This is a genomic window from Halomonas sp. KG2, assembly GCA_030440445.1.
In the GTDB taxonomy this organism is placed as follows: domain Bacteria; phylum Pseudomonadota; class Gammaproteobacteria; order Pseudomonadales; family Halomonadaceae; genus Vreelandella.
Map to the genome: position 1 here is coordinate 2,639,107 of CP098528.1, position 17,630 is coordinate 2,656,736.

Consider the following 17,630-nt stretch of genomic DNA (forward strand, 5'->3'; position numbering starts at 1 on the left):
GAAGCCCTAATGGACTTTCAATCACGCATACTTAATCACTTTAACGCCAGCATAGATACGAAGACATATGCCAGCGAAGTGCTGCCGCCTTTCATCGAAGTCGCCAGCCAAATGATGGTTCAGTGCTTAGTTAACGAAGGTAAAGTTCTCGCCTGCGGCAATGGCGGCAGCGCAGGCGATAGCCAGCACTTTTCGTCCGAGCTATTGAATCGTTTTGAACGTGAGCGCCCCAGCCTACCCGCACTAGCACTGACAACCGATACTTCAACGCTGACCTCAATCGCCAACGACTACAGTTATAATGAAGTGTTTTCCAAGCAGATCAGGGCGCTAGGCCAGCCCGGTGATGTCTTATTAGCCATTTCCACCAGCGGCAACTCAGCCAATATCGTTCAAGCCATCCAAGCGGCCCATGACCGCGACATGACGGTCGTCGCGCTAACTGGCAGAGATGGCGGCGATATGGCGTCACTACTAGGCCAGGATGACTGTGAGATTCGCGTTCCAGCAACATCCACTGCACGCATTCAAGAGGTTCACCTGCTCGTCATCCACTGCTTATGTGATTTAATTGACGAGCAGCTCTTTGGCGGAGTCGACTAAATAGTCAGCACCAAACAAATTAAACTGAGCAGATTAAACTGCACAGACACAATCAAACGGGTAGATTAATACCTACTGACTTTACATTTTGAAAGGAGTCATCGCCATGGCCCTACGCTATTCTTTATACAAACTGATCGCCGTTGCGACACTAAGCGTTATTTTACTGACTGGATGTGCTAATAACGCGGCATCTAACCCTTCCAACTATGGTCAGCGCAGCAGTGATGTCGAAGCCATTGACACAACCATTGAACGTGAAGCGCCACGTGCGCTGGAGCGCTCAGACGCCCGCTTAAGAGATGCACGAATTAGAGCACATAGCTATAACGGCTCATTACTTCTGGTAGGGCAAGTGCCTAGCGAGGAACTACGTAACAAAGCAGGTGAAGTCGCCAGCTCTCTACGCGGCGTCGACCAAGTACACAACGAACTCAGCATTGCTGCAAACCTACCCGCTAGCCAACGCCTAAACGATACCTGGCTAACCACCAATGTCATGAGCCAACTCGCCACTAATGACCGCATCGACTCATCAAAGCTGAAAATCACCACAGAAAACGCGACGGTGTATCTGATGGGCATGGTAACTCGAGATGAAGGCAACCGAATTGCTAACGCAGTATCAGCGGTTGGCGGCATTCAACGAATCGTTAAAGTCTTTGACTATATGGATTGATTAGCACGCCGCCATAAAAAAAACCTCGTCCCCGGCTTTTCACCGAGACGAGGTTTTTTTTCACCAACTGCTTTGCTAAGAAAAACTGTCGCTCATAAGCACAAGTTAACAACTTAGCTAAAAACCACGCTACTTAACCACGCGTAGCGTTGGCTTTTTCTTAGCCTTTTTAGATGGCAGCGCAGAAACGTCGCCCTCTTTTTCAGGGACAGGCTCTGTTACTGTTAACTCAGGCTTAGACGATTCATCAAAAGCGTCTGAAAAGTTGCCATCTAACTCAGCATCATCAAACTCTGCCGCATCCAGCTCTGGCTCATGCCCAAACACCATACCAGCACCATTTTCACGAGCATAGATCGCGATAAGCGCAGGCGTAGGAATCATTACCTGCATAGGCTGGCCACCAAAGCGAGCGTTAAACCCCATGGCCTGATTTTCCATAAACAGGTCACGCACAGCAGTCGGCGCTACATTCAACACAATTTGTCCATTTTGAACAAACTGACGCGGCACTTCCACGCCTGGCTGAGTAGCATCAACCACCACATAAGGCGTCAACTCATTATCCAACAGCCACTCATAGAGAGCTCGGGCGAGATAGGGACGGCTCGATTTCATAAGACTCCCTCCTCCTGACAAATATGCCCCTTACCCGATTAAGGAGAAGAGGCAGCATGAATTCAAGCGCGCATCTCTTTCTCACGCTCGTTTAAAGATGCTTTAAACGCTTCACGTTCGAATACTCGCGACATATAGCCCAACAGAGGCTTTACCTGCTTCTCAGGCAACTCAATATTCAGCTCAGGCAAACGCCATAAAATCGGCGCTAAACAGCAGTCTACAAGCGTAAACTCCTCACTCATAAAGTAAGGCATATCTTCAAAGATAGGCGAAATCCCAATGAGGCTTTCGCGCAGTTCTTTACGCGCCTTTTCCGCTTCTTTTTTACCGCCTGTGCGTATCTGCTCCAGCATTGGGCACCACTCGCGCTCAATACGATGCATCCACAAACGGCTTTGCGCCCGCGCCACCGGATAAACAGGCAGCAGAGGAGGATGAGGGAAACGCTCATCCAGATACTCCATCATGACCTTAGACTCATAGAGCACTAAGTCACGATCTAGCAGCGTAGGCACGCTGTTGTACGGGTTGAGGTCTGCTAACTCTTCAGGTGGACGCTCATCGCTGACATCAACGATATCAACCGCCACCCCCTTTTCAGCCAGAACAATGCGCACACGATGACTAAAATGATCATCATTACCAGAGTAAAAGATCATCGACGACCGCTTGGCCACAACACCCATGAAAGCATCCTCGCATCAAAACAATCTTTGATAATAACACGCCAGCGCTAGCTTATGGGATGGTAACCCGCTTTGCATTACGACTGACTAGATAAACAAAGGGCGCACGGCTTCCGCCGTGCGCCCGACATGCCGCTCATCACTTAATTATTAGTGAACATCTCGCCAGTACTCGCGCTTAAGCAAGTAGGCAATCACACCAAAAATGAAAATGAAGATCAGCACTTTAGGTGCCAGCGCCTGAGCCTGAAGCTTGGAGGGTTCGCCCACATAAGCTAGGAAGTTAGTAAGATCATACACTGCTTCCTCAAACTCAGCAGGTTCCATAGAACCTGGCTGGGTCACTTGCAGCACATCACAAGACTGGTACTTACCCGATAAAGGATCGGGTGACTGCCCCGCCACCGGATGATCCGTTTCCGAACACACCAGCTCTTGTACGCCTTGTAGAGGCTCCAACACATTAGGCATCGCTACCAGGTCAAATACCGTGTTGTTAACACCAGTGGGGCGGCTCGGATCTTTGTAGAAGCTAAGCAGATAAGAGTAGATCCAATCCGTTCCACGCACACGCGTCTTGAGCGATAGATCCGGAGGCGGCGCACCGAACCAACCCTCCGCATCACCGCTGTTCATGGCATTATGCATTTGGTCGTTGTAGGCCAAATCTGACGAGAAAATCAGATTTTCTTCAACCAAATCCTGAGGCATCCCCAAATCGTCAGCCGCACGAGCAAAGCGCTGATACTGAAGCGAGTGGCAGCCCATGCAGTAGTTAACATAGAGCTTCATGCCATTTTGCAGCGAGGCTTGATCATGCAGATCAGGCTCCATCGAGTGTGGAACACTCGCACCACCGGCAGCCATCGCAGTTACTGGCACTAACGCGAAAAGGAGTCCAAAAAGATACTTTTTCATTAGCCAGTCACCCTTTCCGGAACGGGTTTAGTCTTCTCCAGCTTGGTGTAGAACGGCATCAAGACAAAGAAGGCGAAATAAATCACGGTGCAGGCCTGGGCTAGTAGCGTCCTGCCCTCTGTCGATGGCAACACACCCAAAACACCAAGGATGACAAAGCTGATAGCAAACAGCGTCAGCATGGTTTTCGACATCCAACCTTTATAGCGCATTGAACGCACCGGACTACGATCCAGCCAGGGCAGAACGAACAATATTGCAATCGCAGCCCCCATAAAGATAACACCGAGGAACTTAGCGTCTAAGCCGAACACTGAGAAAGTGATTGCGCGAAGAATGGCATAGAAAGGCGTCATATACCAAACGGGCGCGATGTGATCAGGCGTTTGCAGCGGGTTAGCTTGATCAAAGTTTGGCTTTTCAATAAAGTAGCCGCCGCCTTCTGGGAAGTAGAACACCACTACACAGAAAACAAACAGGAAGACCGCAACACCCACCAAGTCTTTTACCGTGTAGTAAGGATGGAAGGGAATCCCATCCAACGGCACGCCTGCCTCATCTTTCTTCTGCTTAATATCAATACCGTCAGGGTTATTTGAACCCACTTCGTGTAGCGCAATAATATGCAGTACGACGAGCGCTAAAATAACAATTGGCAGAGCAACCACATGCAGTGCAAAGAAACGGTTGAGGGTAATACCTGAAATAAGGAAGTCACCACGCACCCACTGCGCCAGATCAGGGCCAATGCCAGGGATCGCTGAGAACAGCGAAATAATAACCTGAGCACCCCAGTAAGACATCTGACCCCATGGCAACAAATAGCCCATAAAGGCTTCTGCCATTAGCACCAGATAAATCGTCATACCAAACACCCACACTAATTCGCGAGGCGCCTTGTACGAACCATACAAAAGGCCACGGAACATATGCAGATAGACGACAAGAAAGAAGGCAGAAGCGCCGGTGGTGTGCATATAGCGAATCAGCCACCCCCACTCCACATCACGCATAATGTATTCGACAGAATCGAATGCACCTTCAGCAGAGGGGTTAAAGCTCATGGTTAACCAAACCCCGGTCAAGATTTGGTTAACCAACGCCAGCAGCGCTAACGAGCCAAAGAAATACCAAAAGTTGAAGTTTTTAGGCGCGTAATATTTGGAAAGATGCTCTTGCCACATTTGAGTGGCAGGGAAGCGATCATCTACCCAACGCATGAGGCCCTTTTCCGCCTTGGCTTTATTCGGATTACCCATCAGGCAGCCTCCTCATCTTCGCCGACGACAATAATGTCATCATTTTCAAAGCGGTAGGGTGGAACCTCAAGGTTGATCGGCGCAGGTACGTTATTGAACACGCGACCAGCCAAATCAAAGCGAGAACCATGACATGGACAGAAGAAACCACCCGGCCAATTCTCCACCCCCACCCCTTCGGCATTCGGTTCAGGTCGGAACAGGGGCGAACAGCCCAAGTGCGTGCAAATACCAATCAACACGCCTATTTCCGGCTTGATAGAGCGCAAACCACCTTGGATATACGCTGGCTGCTGCGGCACTTCCGAATCAGGATCCGCTAAACTGTCGGCACCTAACGCCTCAGTTCGCTCGATCATTTCCGGCGTACGATTAATAATCCAAATCGGCCGACCGCGCCACTCAACGGTCATACGCTGCCCAGGCTCAAGCTTCGATATATCAGCTTGAACAGGCGCACCTGCCGCTCTTGCCCTGGCACTAGGCTGCCAAGAAGCCACAAAGGGGACCGCAACCCCGACAGCGCCCACCGCCCCCACAACGGAGGTGGCGCCTACAAGGAAACGGCGCCGACCTTTGTTTACGCCGTTATCTGCCATTTCTGGTTTCTCCCATCAGCTTACCCGTTCCGCCGCAAAGGCGTCTTGCGACGACGAATATCAAATACGCTCTATGTTAAAAAAACAAAGCGCTCTGCACAAGAACAACCGCCCGTGACCATGGTGGTATAAGCGTTATAATTTTTTGATATTCCAATAAAAAGCGCCCAGGTCTTTGACCTGGGCGCTTTTGCCGCATAGCGTGAAATTAACGCTTAGAGAACTGCGGACGACGACGTGCTTTACGCAGACCGACTTTCTTACGCTCAACCTGACGAGCATCGCGGGTTACATAACCAGCGGCGCGCAACGTTGGACGCAGGTCTTCATTGTAGTTCATCAGGGCGCGAGTAATACCGTGACGAATGGCACCTGCTTGAGAGGAACCACCACCGCCAGCAACAGTGACGAATATGTCAAACTGATTCAGCGTTTCAGTCAACTCAAGCGGCTGACGAACAACCATACGACCAGTTACACGACCAAAATACAGGTCAAGGTCTTTATCGTTGACAGTAATTTTGCCAGAGCCCGGCTTCATAAACACGCGAGCGGTGGAAGTCTTGCGGCGCCCGGTACCGTAATACTGCTGTGTCATGGCGAAGATTTCCTCAGATGTTCAGTTCAAGCGGCTGTTGGGCAGCATGCGGATGCTCGGCACCGGCGTACACTTTTAATTTTGAGTACATGGCGCGACCCAAAGGACCTTTCGGCAACATACCTTTAACGGCAGACTCAATAATGCGCTCAGGGGCATGATCAAGCATTTTGTCGAATGTCATAGAGCGCAGACCGCCCGGGTAACCAGTGTGGCGGTAGTAGGTTTTAGCCTTCGCCTTGTTGCCGGTCACATGGACTTTTTCAGCGTTGATAACAACAATGTAATCGCCAGTATCAACGTGAGGAGTAAATTCGGGCTTATGCTTGCCACGCAGGCGGCGAGCAATCTCGGTTGCCAGACGACCGAGCGTTTTGTCCGTAGCGTCGACTACGTACCAGTCGCGCTGGACGGACTGCGGCTTAGCACTGAACGTCTTCATGGATAAAATCACCAGATTAAGTGTGTTGGGTAGCTAACACCGCTACGTAAGCGATGAAGCACCATCCCTATTTTTTTTGGTTGCCAGAAAAAACCAGCAACATGCAGCGAGGCGGCATTCTACAGCAAGTATCGCCGCAAGTTAAGTACCGCCACTCTTTTTTATTGATATCGCTCTTATTGATATTAGTGTTGCCTGCATCGTGTTTATCGGCGCACCCGATACTAGGGCTTATGGGGTAGCGCTAAATACTCTTTAGACTGCATTTCCTGCAGACGCGACAGCGTCCGCTGAAATTCAAAGGTCAGCTTTCCATCGCTATACAGCGCTTCAACTGGCGCCTCTGCCGACATCAATAGCTTAACCCCGCGATCATAAAACTCGTCAACCATATTAATAAAGCGGCGAGCCTGATCGTCTGTTTTTGCATTCATCTGAGTGACGTTGGATACCAAAACCGTATGAAATTCTCTGGCAAGCTCAATGTAATCATTCTGGCTACGCGGCCCATCACAGAGTTCGACAAATTCAAACCATGCCACATCGTCGTGGAGTCGGCGCGTCTTTAAAACACGATGATTAATCTCAAGAGGCGCCCCCTCCTCACCCTCATGGCCAGCTATTTCTCTGAAGCTTCTGCTTAGCTCTTGCTCAGCCGCTTCATCAAGCGGCGCATGAAAAATCTCAGCCCGCTCTAAGGCACGCAATCGGTAATCAACACCAGAATCGACGTTGACGACCTCGCAGTGACGATTCACTAGCTCAATGGCGGGAACAAACCGTGCGCGCTGCAACCCATCTTTGTAAAGGTCATTTGGCACTATATTTGATGTCGCCACCAACACCACGCCACGCTCAAACAGCGCTTCAAGCAAATTTGCCAAGATCATTGCATCGGTAATATCTTTGACAAAAAACTCATCAAAGCAGATGACGCGCGCCTCAGCAGCAAACTTGCCAGCAATCAGCGTCAATGGGTTCTTCTCGCCCTTATAGTGAGTCAACTCATTGTGGACACGCTGCATAAAACGATGAAAATGGGTGCGCATTTTTTCAGGGAACGGCAACGCCTCGTAGAAAGTATCGACTAGATACGTTTTCCCACGCCCCACACCTCCCCAAAAGTAGAGCCCCTTAACATCAGGCAGCACTGGCCCGCCGGCACTGACCTTTTTACCAAGCAGCCCGGCAACTTTTGCCTTTAACCCTTTGTTAGCAACGACGGCTTTAGGAGCACTAGCAGGTATGGCTAGCAGCTCATCATAAAGGCGCTGAAGATGCTTAACCGCCTGCTCTTGAGCAGGGTCGTACTGAAAATCGTCACGCTTTAAGTCTTCCTGATACCGCGCAAAAGGCGTTAATCGGCTCGCCTGCTCGCTGTCTTGACGTGCAGATAATGATGACATCAACTCGCTCCCACAGCACACATCGTGAACGGAACTGTGACGTTGTAAGAACACAGCCTGCCCAAATAAAAAAACAATATTATACGCTGCATAATAACTGAGCGCATGAGCGGATTGACCCAACCGACGGATACGCGCCTATAATGGTCACGCTTTGTTAAGCTGTTTGTTAAACTATTTGCCAAACCCCGCCATGCGCCTGGTGGCGTGCATCATCTCTAGGGAGAATACTGTGGAAGCAAGCTCGCCATTCACTTTTACGATTATCGGTCTCGTTATTGGATTTGTTATCGGCTTGGCGTGTTATCGCCTGTTCAGCAAAAGCCAACGTGACCACGCTACATTAAAGCAGGCTTTGCTTGAGCGTGAACATCAAATAGCCGAGCTTAAGAAAGGCATGGGAAGCCATCTCACTGGCATCCAGCAGCACATCATTAATATTCGCCAGGAAACTGATCGGCTAGAACAGCAAATAGACAGCGAAGCTGCTGAATGGAAACTGGAAACGGCCATAACACCTTCCACAAACAAACTCACGCCTAGCACAGAGGATGAAGGTGATGTTAACACTCCGCGTGATTATGCAGATGGCAAAAGCGGTACGTTATCCGAGGACTTTGGCCTAAAAGGCAGCTTGAAAGAACATGACGAGCCCGCCCCGCAACCCCCTCGTTATTAATAACTAACAAGGTCAAAGCATCCGCATAGCAAACCGCTGCGGATGCCTTGCACAAGTTAGCGCTAGGCGGGATTATCGATATCGACAAATCGATGCTCTACATCATACTCACTCGCCAACCACTCACCCAGCGCCTGAACACCAAAACGCTCAGTAGCATGGTGACCAGCAGCAATGTAATGAATACCCATCTCTCTAGCTAGGTGCGTCGTGCGCTCTGATATTTCCCCAGACACGAAAACTTGCGCGCCTGCATCGTAAGCCGCCGTAATCATGTCTTGAGCGCCTCCGGTGCACCATGCGACCCGTTCCACAGAGCCAACTAAAGGCGATTCAACCACTAAAGGCTCTCGATGGAGCACTGCAGCCAATTGACTGCCCAGCTCTGCAACGCTTAGCGGCTCAGCCAATCGGCCGGACCATAACAGTCCTTCGCCAAGCTCACCATCAATGCATCCCTCGACCTTCCACCCCAGACGCTTGGCCAGCTCGGCATTATTGCCAAACGCGGCATGCGCATCTAATGGCAAGTGATAAGCCAGCAAGCTCATCTCGTTATCCAGCAGCATTTTAATTCGCTTCTGCTTCATGCCAGTAATGGCCACCGGTTCGTTTTTCCAGAAATAGCCATGGTGTACTAACACCATGTCCGCTCGCCAAGCGACCGCCTCCTCCAATAACGCCTGACATGCCGTCACCCCTGACATCACCCGCGTTACAGTGTCACGCCCCTCCACCTGAAGGCCGTTAACGGTAAAATCTTTAAATTGCGATGAGCGCAATTGATGGTCGCATGCAGCAACTAGTTGGTCACGATGGATCACACTGACTCCTTAACCGATTAACAAGCTATCGTGAGGAACATCTCAATAAAGTGTTACGATGGAACTATTGTAAATCTCGCTTCGCGTTATCGCGAACCTCGCGACCATTTAGACTATCACCCGCTGAGGAAATTTCGCATGCACCGCTCTGTGCTGCCCTATATATGGCCAATTATCACCGGGCTATTGCTCGCCGCCTTGGTGCTACTTGCTTTCCCAGAGTATTTGCCCAATCCGTTTCGGCAAACGCCACCCGCAACGGTCGAACCCCCTACTTCGCTGGTGCCTACTAGCGGAGAGTCGGCAGCCAATCGACCCGCCCCAGAGATTCGCCAAGCAGAACCGCTCAACCGCAACCAAGGGCCTGCAAGCTACTCCAACGCTGTTAACCAAGCGGCGCCAGCCGTGGTTAATATCTATTCATCACGCATTGTTGAACGCGATCAGCATCCACTGATGTCCGATCCTTTTTTCCAGCAGTTCTTCAGCGGCGACGATGCAACCACTCAGCAGCGAATGCTGTCGAGCCTGGGCTCTGGCGTTATCGTCAGCCATGACGGCTACGTGCTAACCAATCATCATGTCATTAATGGCGCCGATCAAATACAGGTAGCACTTCGCGATGGCCGGGAAACACTTGCTGAGGTAATTGGCACTGACCCAGAAAGCGACCTTGCCGTTTTACGCATTACCCTTGATGACTTGCCAGTAATTGAGCTTGCCGATTCAGAACAGGTAGCCGTAGGCGATGTAGCACTTGCTATTGGCAATCCTTTCGGCGTGGGGCAAACCGTTACCATGGGCATTATCAGCGCGACGGGGCGCAGCCACTTAGGTTTAAATGCCTACGAGGACTTCATTCAAACAGACGCAGCGATAAATCCAGGCAATTCCGGGGGCGCATTAGTCAACCCTGACGGCGCTTTAGTGGGCATTAATACGGCTATTTTCTCACGGTCAGGGGGATCACAAGGGATTGGCTTCGCAATTCCAGCCAACCTTGCCCACAGCATCTTGAATGAACTGGTTACCCGCGGTCGCGTCATACGCGGCTGGCTAGGCATAGAAGCACAAGCACTCTCCCGCGAGCTGGCCGCATCGTTTGGGTTAAGAACTCCTCAAGGCGTGATCGTCGCTGGCGTTGTGAAAGACGGGCCTGCCGCTAAAGCAGGCTTACAGCCCGGCGATGTTTTGCTGTCTATTGACGGTCAAGTGATTTTGGATGCTCGGGTAACAATGAGCGCGATTGCTTCCATTCCACCCGGCACAAAACTACCGCTGACGATCGTACGAAGCGGTGAACGTATGGACATGACACTGGAAGTAGGTGAACGGCCGGTACCCATTAATGCTACGTCAGGAGAGCATCAGAGCGACTCGTAAGTCGCTCTGATGGTTATCGACGCTTGTTCAGGCAGCGTTTTTTTTCAGACGGGCTTTTTCAGACAATACTCAATCGTTAATACGATACTCCGCCGAACGAGCATGGGCCGTCAGCGATTCGCCCCGGGCAAGTACAGAGGCTATTTTACCAAGCTCAGACGCACCGTCAGGCGAGCAGTGAATAATGGAGGAGCGTTTCTGGAAATCATACACCCCCAGTGGCGATGAAAAACGGGCGGTTCCAGACGTGGGCAGCACATGGTTCGGCCCTGCACAATAGTCACCCAGAGCTTCCGACGTATGCCGCCCCATGAAGATAGCCCCAGCGTGACGCACGTCATCAAGCCAGTCGCCAGGCGCCTCGACTGAAAGCTCAAGGTGCTCCGGCGCAATACGGTTGATCAATTCAATGGCTTCGGCCTGATCTTGACATAGGATTAATGCCCCACGGCGCTGCAGCGAAGCACGGGCAATATCTTCCCGCTCAAGTGTCGGCAACAATCGCTCTACTGAAGCTTCAACGGCATCCAGATGATCAGCATACCAACTAACAAAAATTGCCTGGGCATCCTCATCGTGCTCAGCCTGAGAGAATAAGTCCATTGCCAACCAATCCGGGTCTGTCTGACCGTCAGACACCACCATGATTTCAGAGGGACCGGCAATCATATCAATACCAACTTGACCAAATACCGCGCGCTTAGCAGTCGCCACGTAGATATTTCCAGGCCCTACAATTTTATCTACTCGCGGAACGCTTTCAGTTCCATAAGCAAGCGCCGCGACCGCCTGTGCGCCACCAATCGTGAACACATAATCGACGCCTGCCAGATGCGCAGCTGCCAGCACGAGATCATTCAGCACACCGTCCGGAGTCGGCACAACCATCACAATCTCGCGCACACCAGCCACATGGGCAGGGATAGCATTCATCAATACCGATGAAGGATAAGCGGCTTTCCCGCCTGGCACATAAATACCTGCGCGATCCAGCGGGGTGACCTTTTGGCCCAGCACCGTTCCATCAGCCTCTTCGTATTGCCACGAGCTTGGCTTCTGGCGCTCATGATAACGCCTAATACGCTCAGCGGCGGCTGACAGCGCATTGCGCTGCTCAGCAGACAGACCGTCAAAGGCCTTTTTCAGTTGCTCAGGAGATAGGCGTAGCTGCTCCATACTTTCGACTGACAGGCGGTCAAAGCGATTTGTTGCCTCAACCACCGCACTATCACCTCGCCGTTTAACATCTGCCAATATCTCTTCAACACGAGCCTGTACTGCCTTATCAGACACCCCTTCCCAATCCAGCAGCGCGTCTAAATGCTGATGGAATGCCCCATCAACAGTCGAGAGACGGGCAATGGTGGCTGTGGACTTATCGCTCATGGTAAACCTCGTGTCATTCAATAGGCTGAGTCTGGCGCTTTTTAACCGCACTTTCTAGGCGGGCTAACAATGGTTTAATACGATCATGCTTCATGGTCATGGCGGCTTTATTAACCACTAGGCGGGTGCTGATATGGGCAATGAGCTCACGAGGCTCCATACCATTGGCGCGTAGCGTATTGCCGGTATCCACGATATCAACAATTTCGTCGGCCAAATTCATCAGCGGAGCAAGCTCCATCGCCCCATAGAGCTTGATCACTTCGGCTTGAATACCCTGCTCCGCATAGTAACGCCTCGCTACGTTAACAAACTTAGTAGCTACACGACGACGCGCTTCAGCTGGCAACTGTCCCGTCACACCAGCAGTCATCAGCTTGCAGCGAGCGATATCCAAGTCTAGGGGCTCGTATAGCCCTTCAGCCCCATGTTCAAGCAGAACATCTTTACCTGCAATGCCGACATCTGCGGCACCCAGCTGCACATAGGTCGGCACATCGGTTGCCCGTATAATCACCAACTTTACGTCTGGCAAATTAGTATCAAACAACAGCTTACGGCTTTTACCCAAATCTTCTGCCGGGGTAATCCCCGCATCCGCCAACAACGGCAGCGTTTCGTCCAGAATACGCCCTTTTGAAAGGGCCAAAATCAGTTGCTTACTCATTATTCAGGCCAATGGTTAATAACATGGCTTAGCCAGGAATACGGCGAATGCGCGCACCCAGCAGCTGTAATTTTTCCTCAATGCACTCATAACCACGATCGATATGATAAATACGATCTACAAGCGTTTCGCCTTCAGCCATCATTGCCGCGATCACCAATGATGCTGACGCACGAAGGTCGGTAGCCATTACCGGCGCACCTGAAAGCTTCTCTACGCCATCAATCAGTGCCGTATTACCTTCAAGGGCAATATTCGCCCCCATCCGGTTTAGCTCTTGCACGTGCATAAAGCGGTTTTCAAAGATGGTTTCCACTACCCGGGAATGCCCCTCGGCGACAGCATTCATCGCCACAAACTGGGCCTGCATATCGGTAGGGAATGCAGGATAGGGCGCAGTGCGAATATTAACCGCTTTTGGGCGCTTACCGTGCATATCCAACGCGATCCAATCATCGCCACTGGTAATCTCAGCACCGGCTTCTTCAAGCTTCGCAAGCACCGCTTCTAAAATATCAGCACGGGTGCGCTTCACTTTCACGCGACCACCTGTCATGGCAGCAGCCACCAGGAAAGTACCCGTTTCAATACGATCTGGCATGACATCGTGCTCGCAGCCGTGCAGCGTCGCAACGCCCTCAACCACGATTGTGTCAGTACCATGCCCACGAATATTGGCCCCCATCTTGATCAAACACTCGGCGAGATCGACAATTTCCGGCTCGCGCGCAGCATTTTCAAGAATAGTGGTGCCCTCTGCGAGCGTTGCCGCCATCAGCAGATTTTCAGTACCCGTTACCGTCACTGTATCAAAGAAGATAGTCGCCCCTTTCAAGCGTCCATCAACTCGGGCACGAATATAACCCGCCTCAACACGGATCTCTGCGCCCATCGCCTCAAGACCACGGATATGCAAGTCCACCGGACGTGAACCAATTGCGCATCCCCCTGGTAGAGAAACATCTGCCTTACCGAAATGTGCTAACAACGGGCCTAACACCAGAATGGAGGCGCGCATCTTCTTAACGAGTTCGTAGGGAGCATGACACTGCGTTACCTGAGAGCCGTCAAGCTGGATACTGAGTTTCTCTCCCATCACCGGCTCAACGCCCATCCGCCCTAGCAGCTCCAGCGTCGTAGTGATGTCCTGCAAATGAGGCAAATTACCAATAATGACCGGGCCATCCGCCAAAAGGCTGGCACACAAAATTGGCAACGCCGCATTCTTGGCGCCACTCACCCACACTTCGCCATCTACCGACCCATTGCCGGTAATGATTAATTTATCCATAGATAAGCCGCTACTATGCGTTTTCCGGTGCAGTTTGCCACTGCGCCGGAGTAAACGTTTTGATACTAATGGCGTGCAGAGCGCCGGATGCAATTTCGTCATTTAGCGCCGCATAGACCAGTTGCTGACGCTTTACAGGAGAAAGACCTTCAAAAGCTTCGCCAACCGCGATCACCTGAAAATTGCAGCCTTCACCCTGGATATGAAAATCACATCCATCGATGCGGGACTCAAGCAGTGCTTTTACCTCGTTGGGTTGCATAAGACAGGAAACTCCTTTGGGTCATTGAACTAGGTGGTTGAAATAGGGGGTCGTCGAATTAGAGAGGAACAGGGGGAACATGATAAAGAAAAGCGGCACGCTTGGCGATGCCAGACGAGCACTCACGCTTCAGCGTTGGGCGAACCTATTAGCGCATCGAGCTCAGCGAGCGACGTTAAACGCTCAAGCGGAGCAGATAATGCAATCGACGTAACGACAATGCCTAGCGAGTGACACGCACGCAGCCATTCAAACAGAACGCTAATCGCCGCGCTACTTGCCTTTGAAACGCCTGAGAAATCGAGGACAACATCCGTTAATCGAGCGCTTTCAAGCCATTTAACGCCTGCAGCGGCCACATCGGCCGCTGCATTGACATTGAGATCACCCTGAACCGCCAGCGCGCAAGACTGCGCAATCAGCGAAACATGGGAGGTAGATAACAGCGTCGTCACGCGCTACCCCCTTGTTCAAGCTCGTCGACACCAATTTCGGGTGACCAGCTACGAATGACGGCATCGTAGTCTCGGTTATGTTCGCGCATCGACTGATCAAACTGATTACGGAAGGTCAGCCCTAAATTGATGCCATTAACAATCACATTGACCACTTTCCACTCACCATCTGAAAGTCGCAGACTGTAGCTAACGGGGTAAACCTGACCATTAGTGGCAACAACTTCCATATCAACACTGGCTTGATCTTCATAGCGCTGACCGCGCTGGTCGGTCAACACTCTCAACTCATCATAATCAAAGGTCACGAGACCACGCGTGTATGTGTCGATCAGAGTTTGACGAAAAACATCGGCGAACCGACTACGCTGCTCTGGCGTTGCATTGCGAAAGTAGCTTCCCATCACGCTAGCGCCAATATAACGAAAATCCGCCACACCATTCAGACTATCGTTGACTAACGCTTTAAGCTCATCAAGATTATTGGCGTAATAATCTTCTCTACCGTTAATCTGCTCCATGAAGTCATTGACATTGTCACGAACCAACGCTTCTGGAGATTTCGACTGAGCCTGGGCAGCAAAAGGCAGCAGAACAACCGCCAGCATCAACAAAAAGAGCCAACGACGGGCCAACATTACGCTATTATCTTTCATTAAAGTCACCTCATGACAACTGACAGCACCCACGCTGCTTAGTTAGTAACCATATTGGATACAAATTGCTGGATAAGTTCTTCGAGCACCAAGGCAGACTGGGTATCTCGAATAACATCCCCCTCTTCAAGCACTTCAGGAGCACCACCAACACTCAGGCCAATATACTGCTCACCGAGCAGCCCAGCCGTCAAAATAGCCGCGGTAGTATCTTGCGAAAGCTGACCTTCAAGGTCGCTATCGAGGCTCAACACCACTCGTGCATCATACCACTCGGTATCAAGCTCAATGGCCTCTACCCGCCCCACAGTAACACCGGCCATGGTGACTCGCGCACGTGGTTTCAGGCTGCCAATATTGGAAAAACTGGCCTCAAGACGAAACGTGTCGGAAGATGTTGAAAGCGTCATGCCGCTTACGCGCAAGCCCAAAAAAACAAGCCCCAGAATGCCCGCAAGCATAAACAGACCAACGCCAAACTCCATGGTTTTACTGCGCTTCATGTTATTGCTCCACCCATTAAAGGCCGCCAAACATCACGGCGGTCAATACAAAATCCAGCCCCAAAACAGCAAGCGATGAATACACCACCGTGCGTGTTGTCGCACGTGAAATACCTTCAGAGGTAGGCACTAAGTCATACCCTTGGAACACCGCAATCCAGGTGACAACCACTGCAAATACAAGGCTTTTGATTATTCCATTACCAATATCATCAACAAACGAAACACTAGCCTGCATATTGCTCCAGTAGGAACCTTCAAAAACCCCCAGCCATTCCACACCAACCAGATACCCCCCCCAAATCCCCACCACGCTAAAACCAACGGTCAGAATAGGAAGCGCAATAAAACCTGCCCACAGCCTTGGAGCCACAACTCGGCGCAGTGGATCAACGCCAATCATTTCCATACTGGTTAACTGCTCAGTCGCCTTCATCAGACCAATTTCCGCTGTCAACGCAGAGCCCGCGCGCCCTGCAAACAACAGCGCAGCGACCACCGGCGCTAGCTCTCGAAGAAGCGAAAGAGCGACCATCTGGCCAAGCGCCTGCTCTGCCCCAAAGTCAACCAAAATGGTATACCCCTGTAGCGCAAGCACCATGCCTATAAACAGCCCTGACACCAGCACAATAGCCAGAGACAGTACACCGACAAAGTGCACTTGGCGCAGCCACAACGACCACCCTTCCCGAGAAGGCACTCCTACTGCCGACTGGGCAAGAAAGACACCTGCACGCCCTAGCGACTCTAAGGCATCGCACCCTTTTTGCCCCAGCCGAGCAACATGCGAAATAGCATGTTTAATATTTGATTGCATTTAACGCACCTTCCCTGCGGAGGCTTGGCCTAGAATATCGCGGTAAAGTGTCTCAGCGGGATAGTGAAACGGCACCGGCCCGTCTGGCTCACCATGGATAAACTGGCTTACTCGGGGATCTTGGTTCGTATCTAAGGTCCTTGGCGTGCCAGAGGCTACCACCTGCCCATCGGCAATTAGGTACAAATAATCCGCAATACTGAGGGTCTCTTTGATATCGTGCGAAACGATCACCGACGTAAGCGACAGTGCCTGATTCAGCCGTTTAATTAGCTGTACAAGCACCCCCATAGAAATGGGGTCTTGCCCGACAAACGGCTCATCATAAAGGATTAGCTCTGGGTCAAGCGCTACCGCCCGTGCCAGTGCCACACGCCTTGCCATTCCCCCTGAAAGCTCAGCAGGCGACAAGTGCCTAGCCCCGCGCAAACCCACTGCCTGTAACTTAAGAAGCACTAGATCGCGTATCATAGGATCAGGCAAGTCAGTATGTACCCGAAGCGGAAACGCTACGTTTTCAAATACATCAAGATCTGAAAACAGTGCGCCGCTCTGAAATAACATACCCATGCGCTTACGCAACGTAAACAGGGCTTTACGCGACAGGCGATGGACATCTTGACCGTCGATTAGCACTCGCCCTCGGTCAGGCGTTAATTGCCCACCAATTAGCTTTAAAAGGGTCGTCTTGCCGGTACCGCTTGGCCCCATGATAGCCGTTACCTGGCCACGCGAAATCGTCATATTGATTCCGCGAAAAATATCATGATCACCCCGCGAGAAGTACAAATCTTCAATTTCGATGAAGGGAGCATCGGTCATGGGCTGGCTGGCCTTGATGGTCGTCTTGCCGCAACAGCATTAGTATATGCTGGCTACGCATGAGTTAGTTAAAA

Annotated in this window: 22 protein-coding genes; 4 read left to right on the plus strand and 18 right to left on the minus strand. The window is 51.2% G+C overall.

Translation table 11 applies throughout. The features are described 5' to 3' along the window. The first annotated feature begins 9 nt into the window (after window positions 1-9). Window positions 10-603 carry a phosphoheptose isomerase gene (locus NDQ72_12385; protein WKD26865.1) on the plus strand — a complete coding sequence of 198 codons (594 nt, stop codon included), beginning with the start codon at window positions 10-12 and terminating at the stop codon, window positions 601-603. A gap of 106 nt (window positions 604-709) precedes the next feature. After that, window positions 710-1,282: a BON domain-containing protein gene (locus NDQ72_12390; protein ID WKD26866.1), complete on the plus strand. Its 573-nt coding sequence runs from the start codon at window positions 710-712 to the stop codon at window positions 1,280-1,282. 129 nt (window positions 1,283-1,411) lie between these two features. Here the strand turns inward: NDQ72_12390 and NDQ72_12395 are convergent, their stop codons facing one another. The 8 genes from NDQ72_12395 to zapE all read right to left on the minus strand — a co-directional run bounded on the left by NDQ72_12395 (window position 1,412) and on the right by zapE (window position 7,811). After that, the gene (locus tag NDQ72_12395; protein ID WKD26867.1) at window positions 1,412-1,900 is read right to left on the minus strand and encodes a ClpXP protease specificity-enhancing factor; all 489 of its coding nucleotides are present in this window, start codon (window positions 1,898-1,900) and stop codon (window positions 1,412-1,414) included. Between the two features lie 62 nt (window positions 1,901-1,962). Further along, complete coding sequence (sspA, locus tag NDQ72_12400; GenBank protein WKD26868.1) at window positions 1,963-2,589, minus strand: stringent starvation protein A; 627 nt, start codon at window positions 2,587-2,589, stop codon at window positions 1,963-1,965. A gap of 150 nt (window positions 2,590-2,739) precedes the next feature. Further along, entirely contained in the window at window positions 2,740-3,507 is a 768-nt protein-coding gene (locus NDQ72_12405) for a cytochrome c1 (GenBank protein ID WKD26869.1), read from the minus strand. Continuing rightward, entirely contained in the window at window positions 3,507-4,766 is a 1,260-nt protein-coding gene (locus NDQ72_12410; protein ID WKD26870.1) for a cytochrome bc complex cytochrome b subunit, read from the minus strand. Before NDQ72_12410 ends, NDQ72_12405 begins: the two co-directional genes overlap by 1 nt. Beyond that, on the minus strand, window positions 4,766-5,365 hold the full coding sequence (gene petA, locus NDQ72_12415; protein ID WKD26871.1) for a ubiquinol-cytochrome c reductase iron-sulfur subunit: 600 nt from the start codon (window positions 5,363-5,365) through the stop codon (window positions 4,766-4,768). Before petA ends, NDQ72_12410 begins: the two co-directional genes overlap by 1 nt. 208 nt (window positions 5,366-5,573) lie before the next feature. Beyond that, window positions 5,574-5,963 carry a 30S ribosomal protein S9 gene (gene rpsI / locus NDQ72_12420; GenBank protein ID WKD26872.1) on the minus strand — a complete coding sequence of 130 codons (390 nt, stop codon included), beginning with the start codon at window positions 5,961-5,963 and terminating at the stop codon, window positions 5,574-5,576. Between the two features lie 13 nt (window positions 5,964-5,976). Then, a complete protein-coding gene (gene rplM / locus NDQ72_12425; GenBank protein ID WKD26873.1) occupies window positions 5,977-6,405 on the minus strand; it encodes a 50S ribosomal protein L13 in 429 nt (142 codons plus the stop codon). 224 nt (window positions 6,406-6,629) lie between these two features. Further along, entirely contained in the window at window positions 6,630-7,811 is a 1,182-nt protein-coding gene (zapE, locus tag NDQ72_12430) for a cell division protein ZapE (GenBank protein WKD26874.1), read from the minus strand. Window positions 7,812-8,043: 232 nt separating this feature from the next. Between zapE and NDQ72_12435 the strand changes: the two genes are divergently transcribed. Continuing rightward, on the plus strand, window positions 8,044-8,490 hold the full coding sequence (locus NDQ72_12435) for a YhcB family protein (protein ID WKD26875.1): 447 nt from the start codon (window positions 8,044-8,046) through the stop codon (window positions 8,488-8,490). A gap of 62 nt (window positions 8,491-8,552) precedes the next feature. Here the strand turns inward: NDQ72_12435 and NDQ72_12440 are convergent, their stop codons facing one another. Next, complete coding sequence (locus NDQ72_12440; GenBank protein ID WKD26876.1) at window positions 8,553-9,314, minus strand: Nif3-like dinuclear metal center hexameric protein; 762 nt, start codon at window positions 9,312-9,314, stop codon at window positions 8,553-8,555. Between the two features lie 138 nt (window positions 9,315-9,452). Between NDQ72_12440 and NDQ72_12445 the strand changes: the two genes are divergently transcribed. Then, window positions 9,453-10,697, plus strand: coding sequence for a Do family serine endopeptidase (locus NDQ72_12445; GenBank protein WKD26877.1), 1,245 nt, complete (start codon window positions 9,453-9,455; stop codon window positions 10,695-10,697). Window positions 10,698-10,766: 69 nt separating this feature from the next. On the opposite strand, the gene hisD is transcribed toward NDQ72_12445, so the two are convergent. The 9 genes from hisD to NDQ72_12490 all read right to left on the minus strand — a co-directional run bounded on the left by hisD (window position 10,767) and on the right by NDQ72_12490 (window position 17,556). Beyond that, the gene (gene hisD, locus NDQ72_12450) at window positions 10,767-12,083 is read right to left on the minus strand and encodes a histidinol dehydrogenase (protein WKD26878.1); all 1,317 of its coding nucleotides are present in this window, start codon (window positions 12,081-12,083) and stop codon (window positions 10,767-10,769) included. Window positions 12,084-12,096: 13 nt separating this feature from the next. Continuing rightward, window positions 12,097-12,750, minus strand: a complete 654-nt coding sequence (gene hisG / locus NDQ72_12455; GenBank protein WKD26879.1) for an ATP phosphoribosyltransferase — start codon at window positions 12,748-12,750, stop codon at window positions 12,097-12,099. 28 nt (window positions 12,751-12,778) lie between these two features. Further along, window positions 12,779-14,041, minus strand: a complete 1,263-nt coding sequence (murA, locus tag NDQ72_12460) for a UDP-N-acetylglucosamine 1-carboxyvinyltransferase (GenBank protein ID WKD26880.1) — start codon at window positions 14,039-14,041, stop codon at window positions 12,779-12,781. A 13-nt stretch (window positions 14,042-14,054) separates the two neighbouring features. Then, window positions 14,055-14,303, minus strand: coding sequence for a BolA family transcriptional regulator (locus NDQ72_12465; GenBank protein ID WKD26881.1), 249 nt, complete (start codon window positions 14,301-14,303; stop codon window positions 14,055-14,057). Window positions 14,304-14,425: 122 nt separating this feature from the next. Then, window positions 14,426-14,758 carry an STAS domain-containing protein gene (locus tag NDQ72_12470; GenBank protein WKD26882.1) on the minus strand — a complete coding sequence of 111 codons (333 nt, stop codon included), beginning with the start codon at window positions 14,756-14,758 and terminating at the stop codon, window positions 14,426-14,428. After that, window positions 14,755-15,414 (minus strand): ABC transporter substrate-binding protein, encoded by a 660-nt coding sequence (locus NDQ72_12475; GenBank protein WKD26883.1) that lies wholly within the window; start codon window positions 15,412-15,414, stop codon window positions 14,755-14,757. Before NDQ72_12475 ends, NDQ72_12470 begins: the two co-directional genes overlap by 4 nt. Window positions 15,415-15,452: 38 nt before the next feature. Next, the gene (gene mlaD / locus NDQ72_12480; GenBank protein WKD26884.1) at window positions 15,453-15,917 is read right to left on the minus strand and encodes an outer membrane lipid asymmetry maintenance protein MlaD; all 465 of its coding nucleotides are present in this window, start codon (window positions 15,915-15,917) and stop codon (window positions 15,453-15,455) included. Between the two features lie 16 nt (window positions 15,918-15,933). After that, the gene (gene mlaE / locus NDQ72_12485) at window positions 15,934-16,734 is read right to left on the minus strand and encodes a lipid asymmetry maintenance ABC transporter permease subunit MlaE (GenBank protein ID WKD26885.1); all 801 of its coding nucleotides are present in this window, start codon (window positions 16,732-16,734) and stop codon (window positions 15,934-15,936) included. Beyond that, a complete protein-coding gene (locus NDQ72_12490; protein ID WKD26886.1) occupies window positions 16,735-17,556 on the minus strand; it encodes an ATP-binding cassette domain-containing protein in 822 nt (273 codons plus the stop codon). Window positions 17,557-17,630 lie beyond the last annotated feature (74 nt).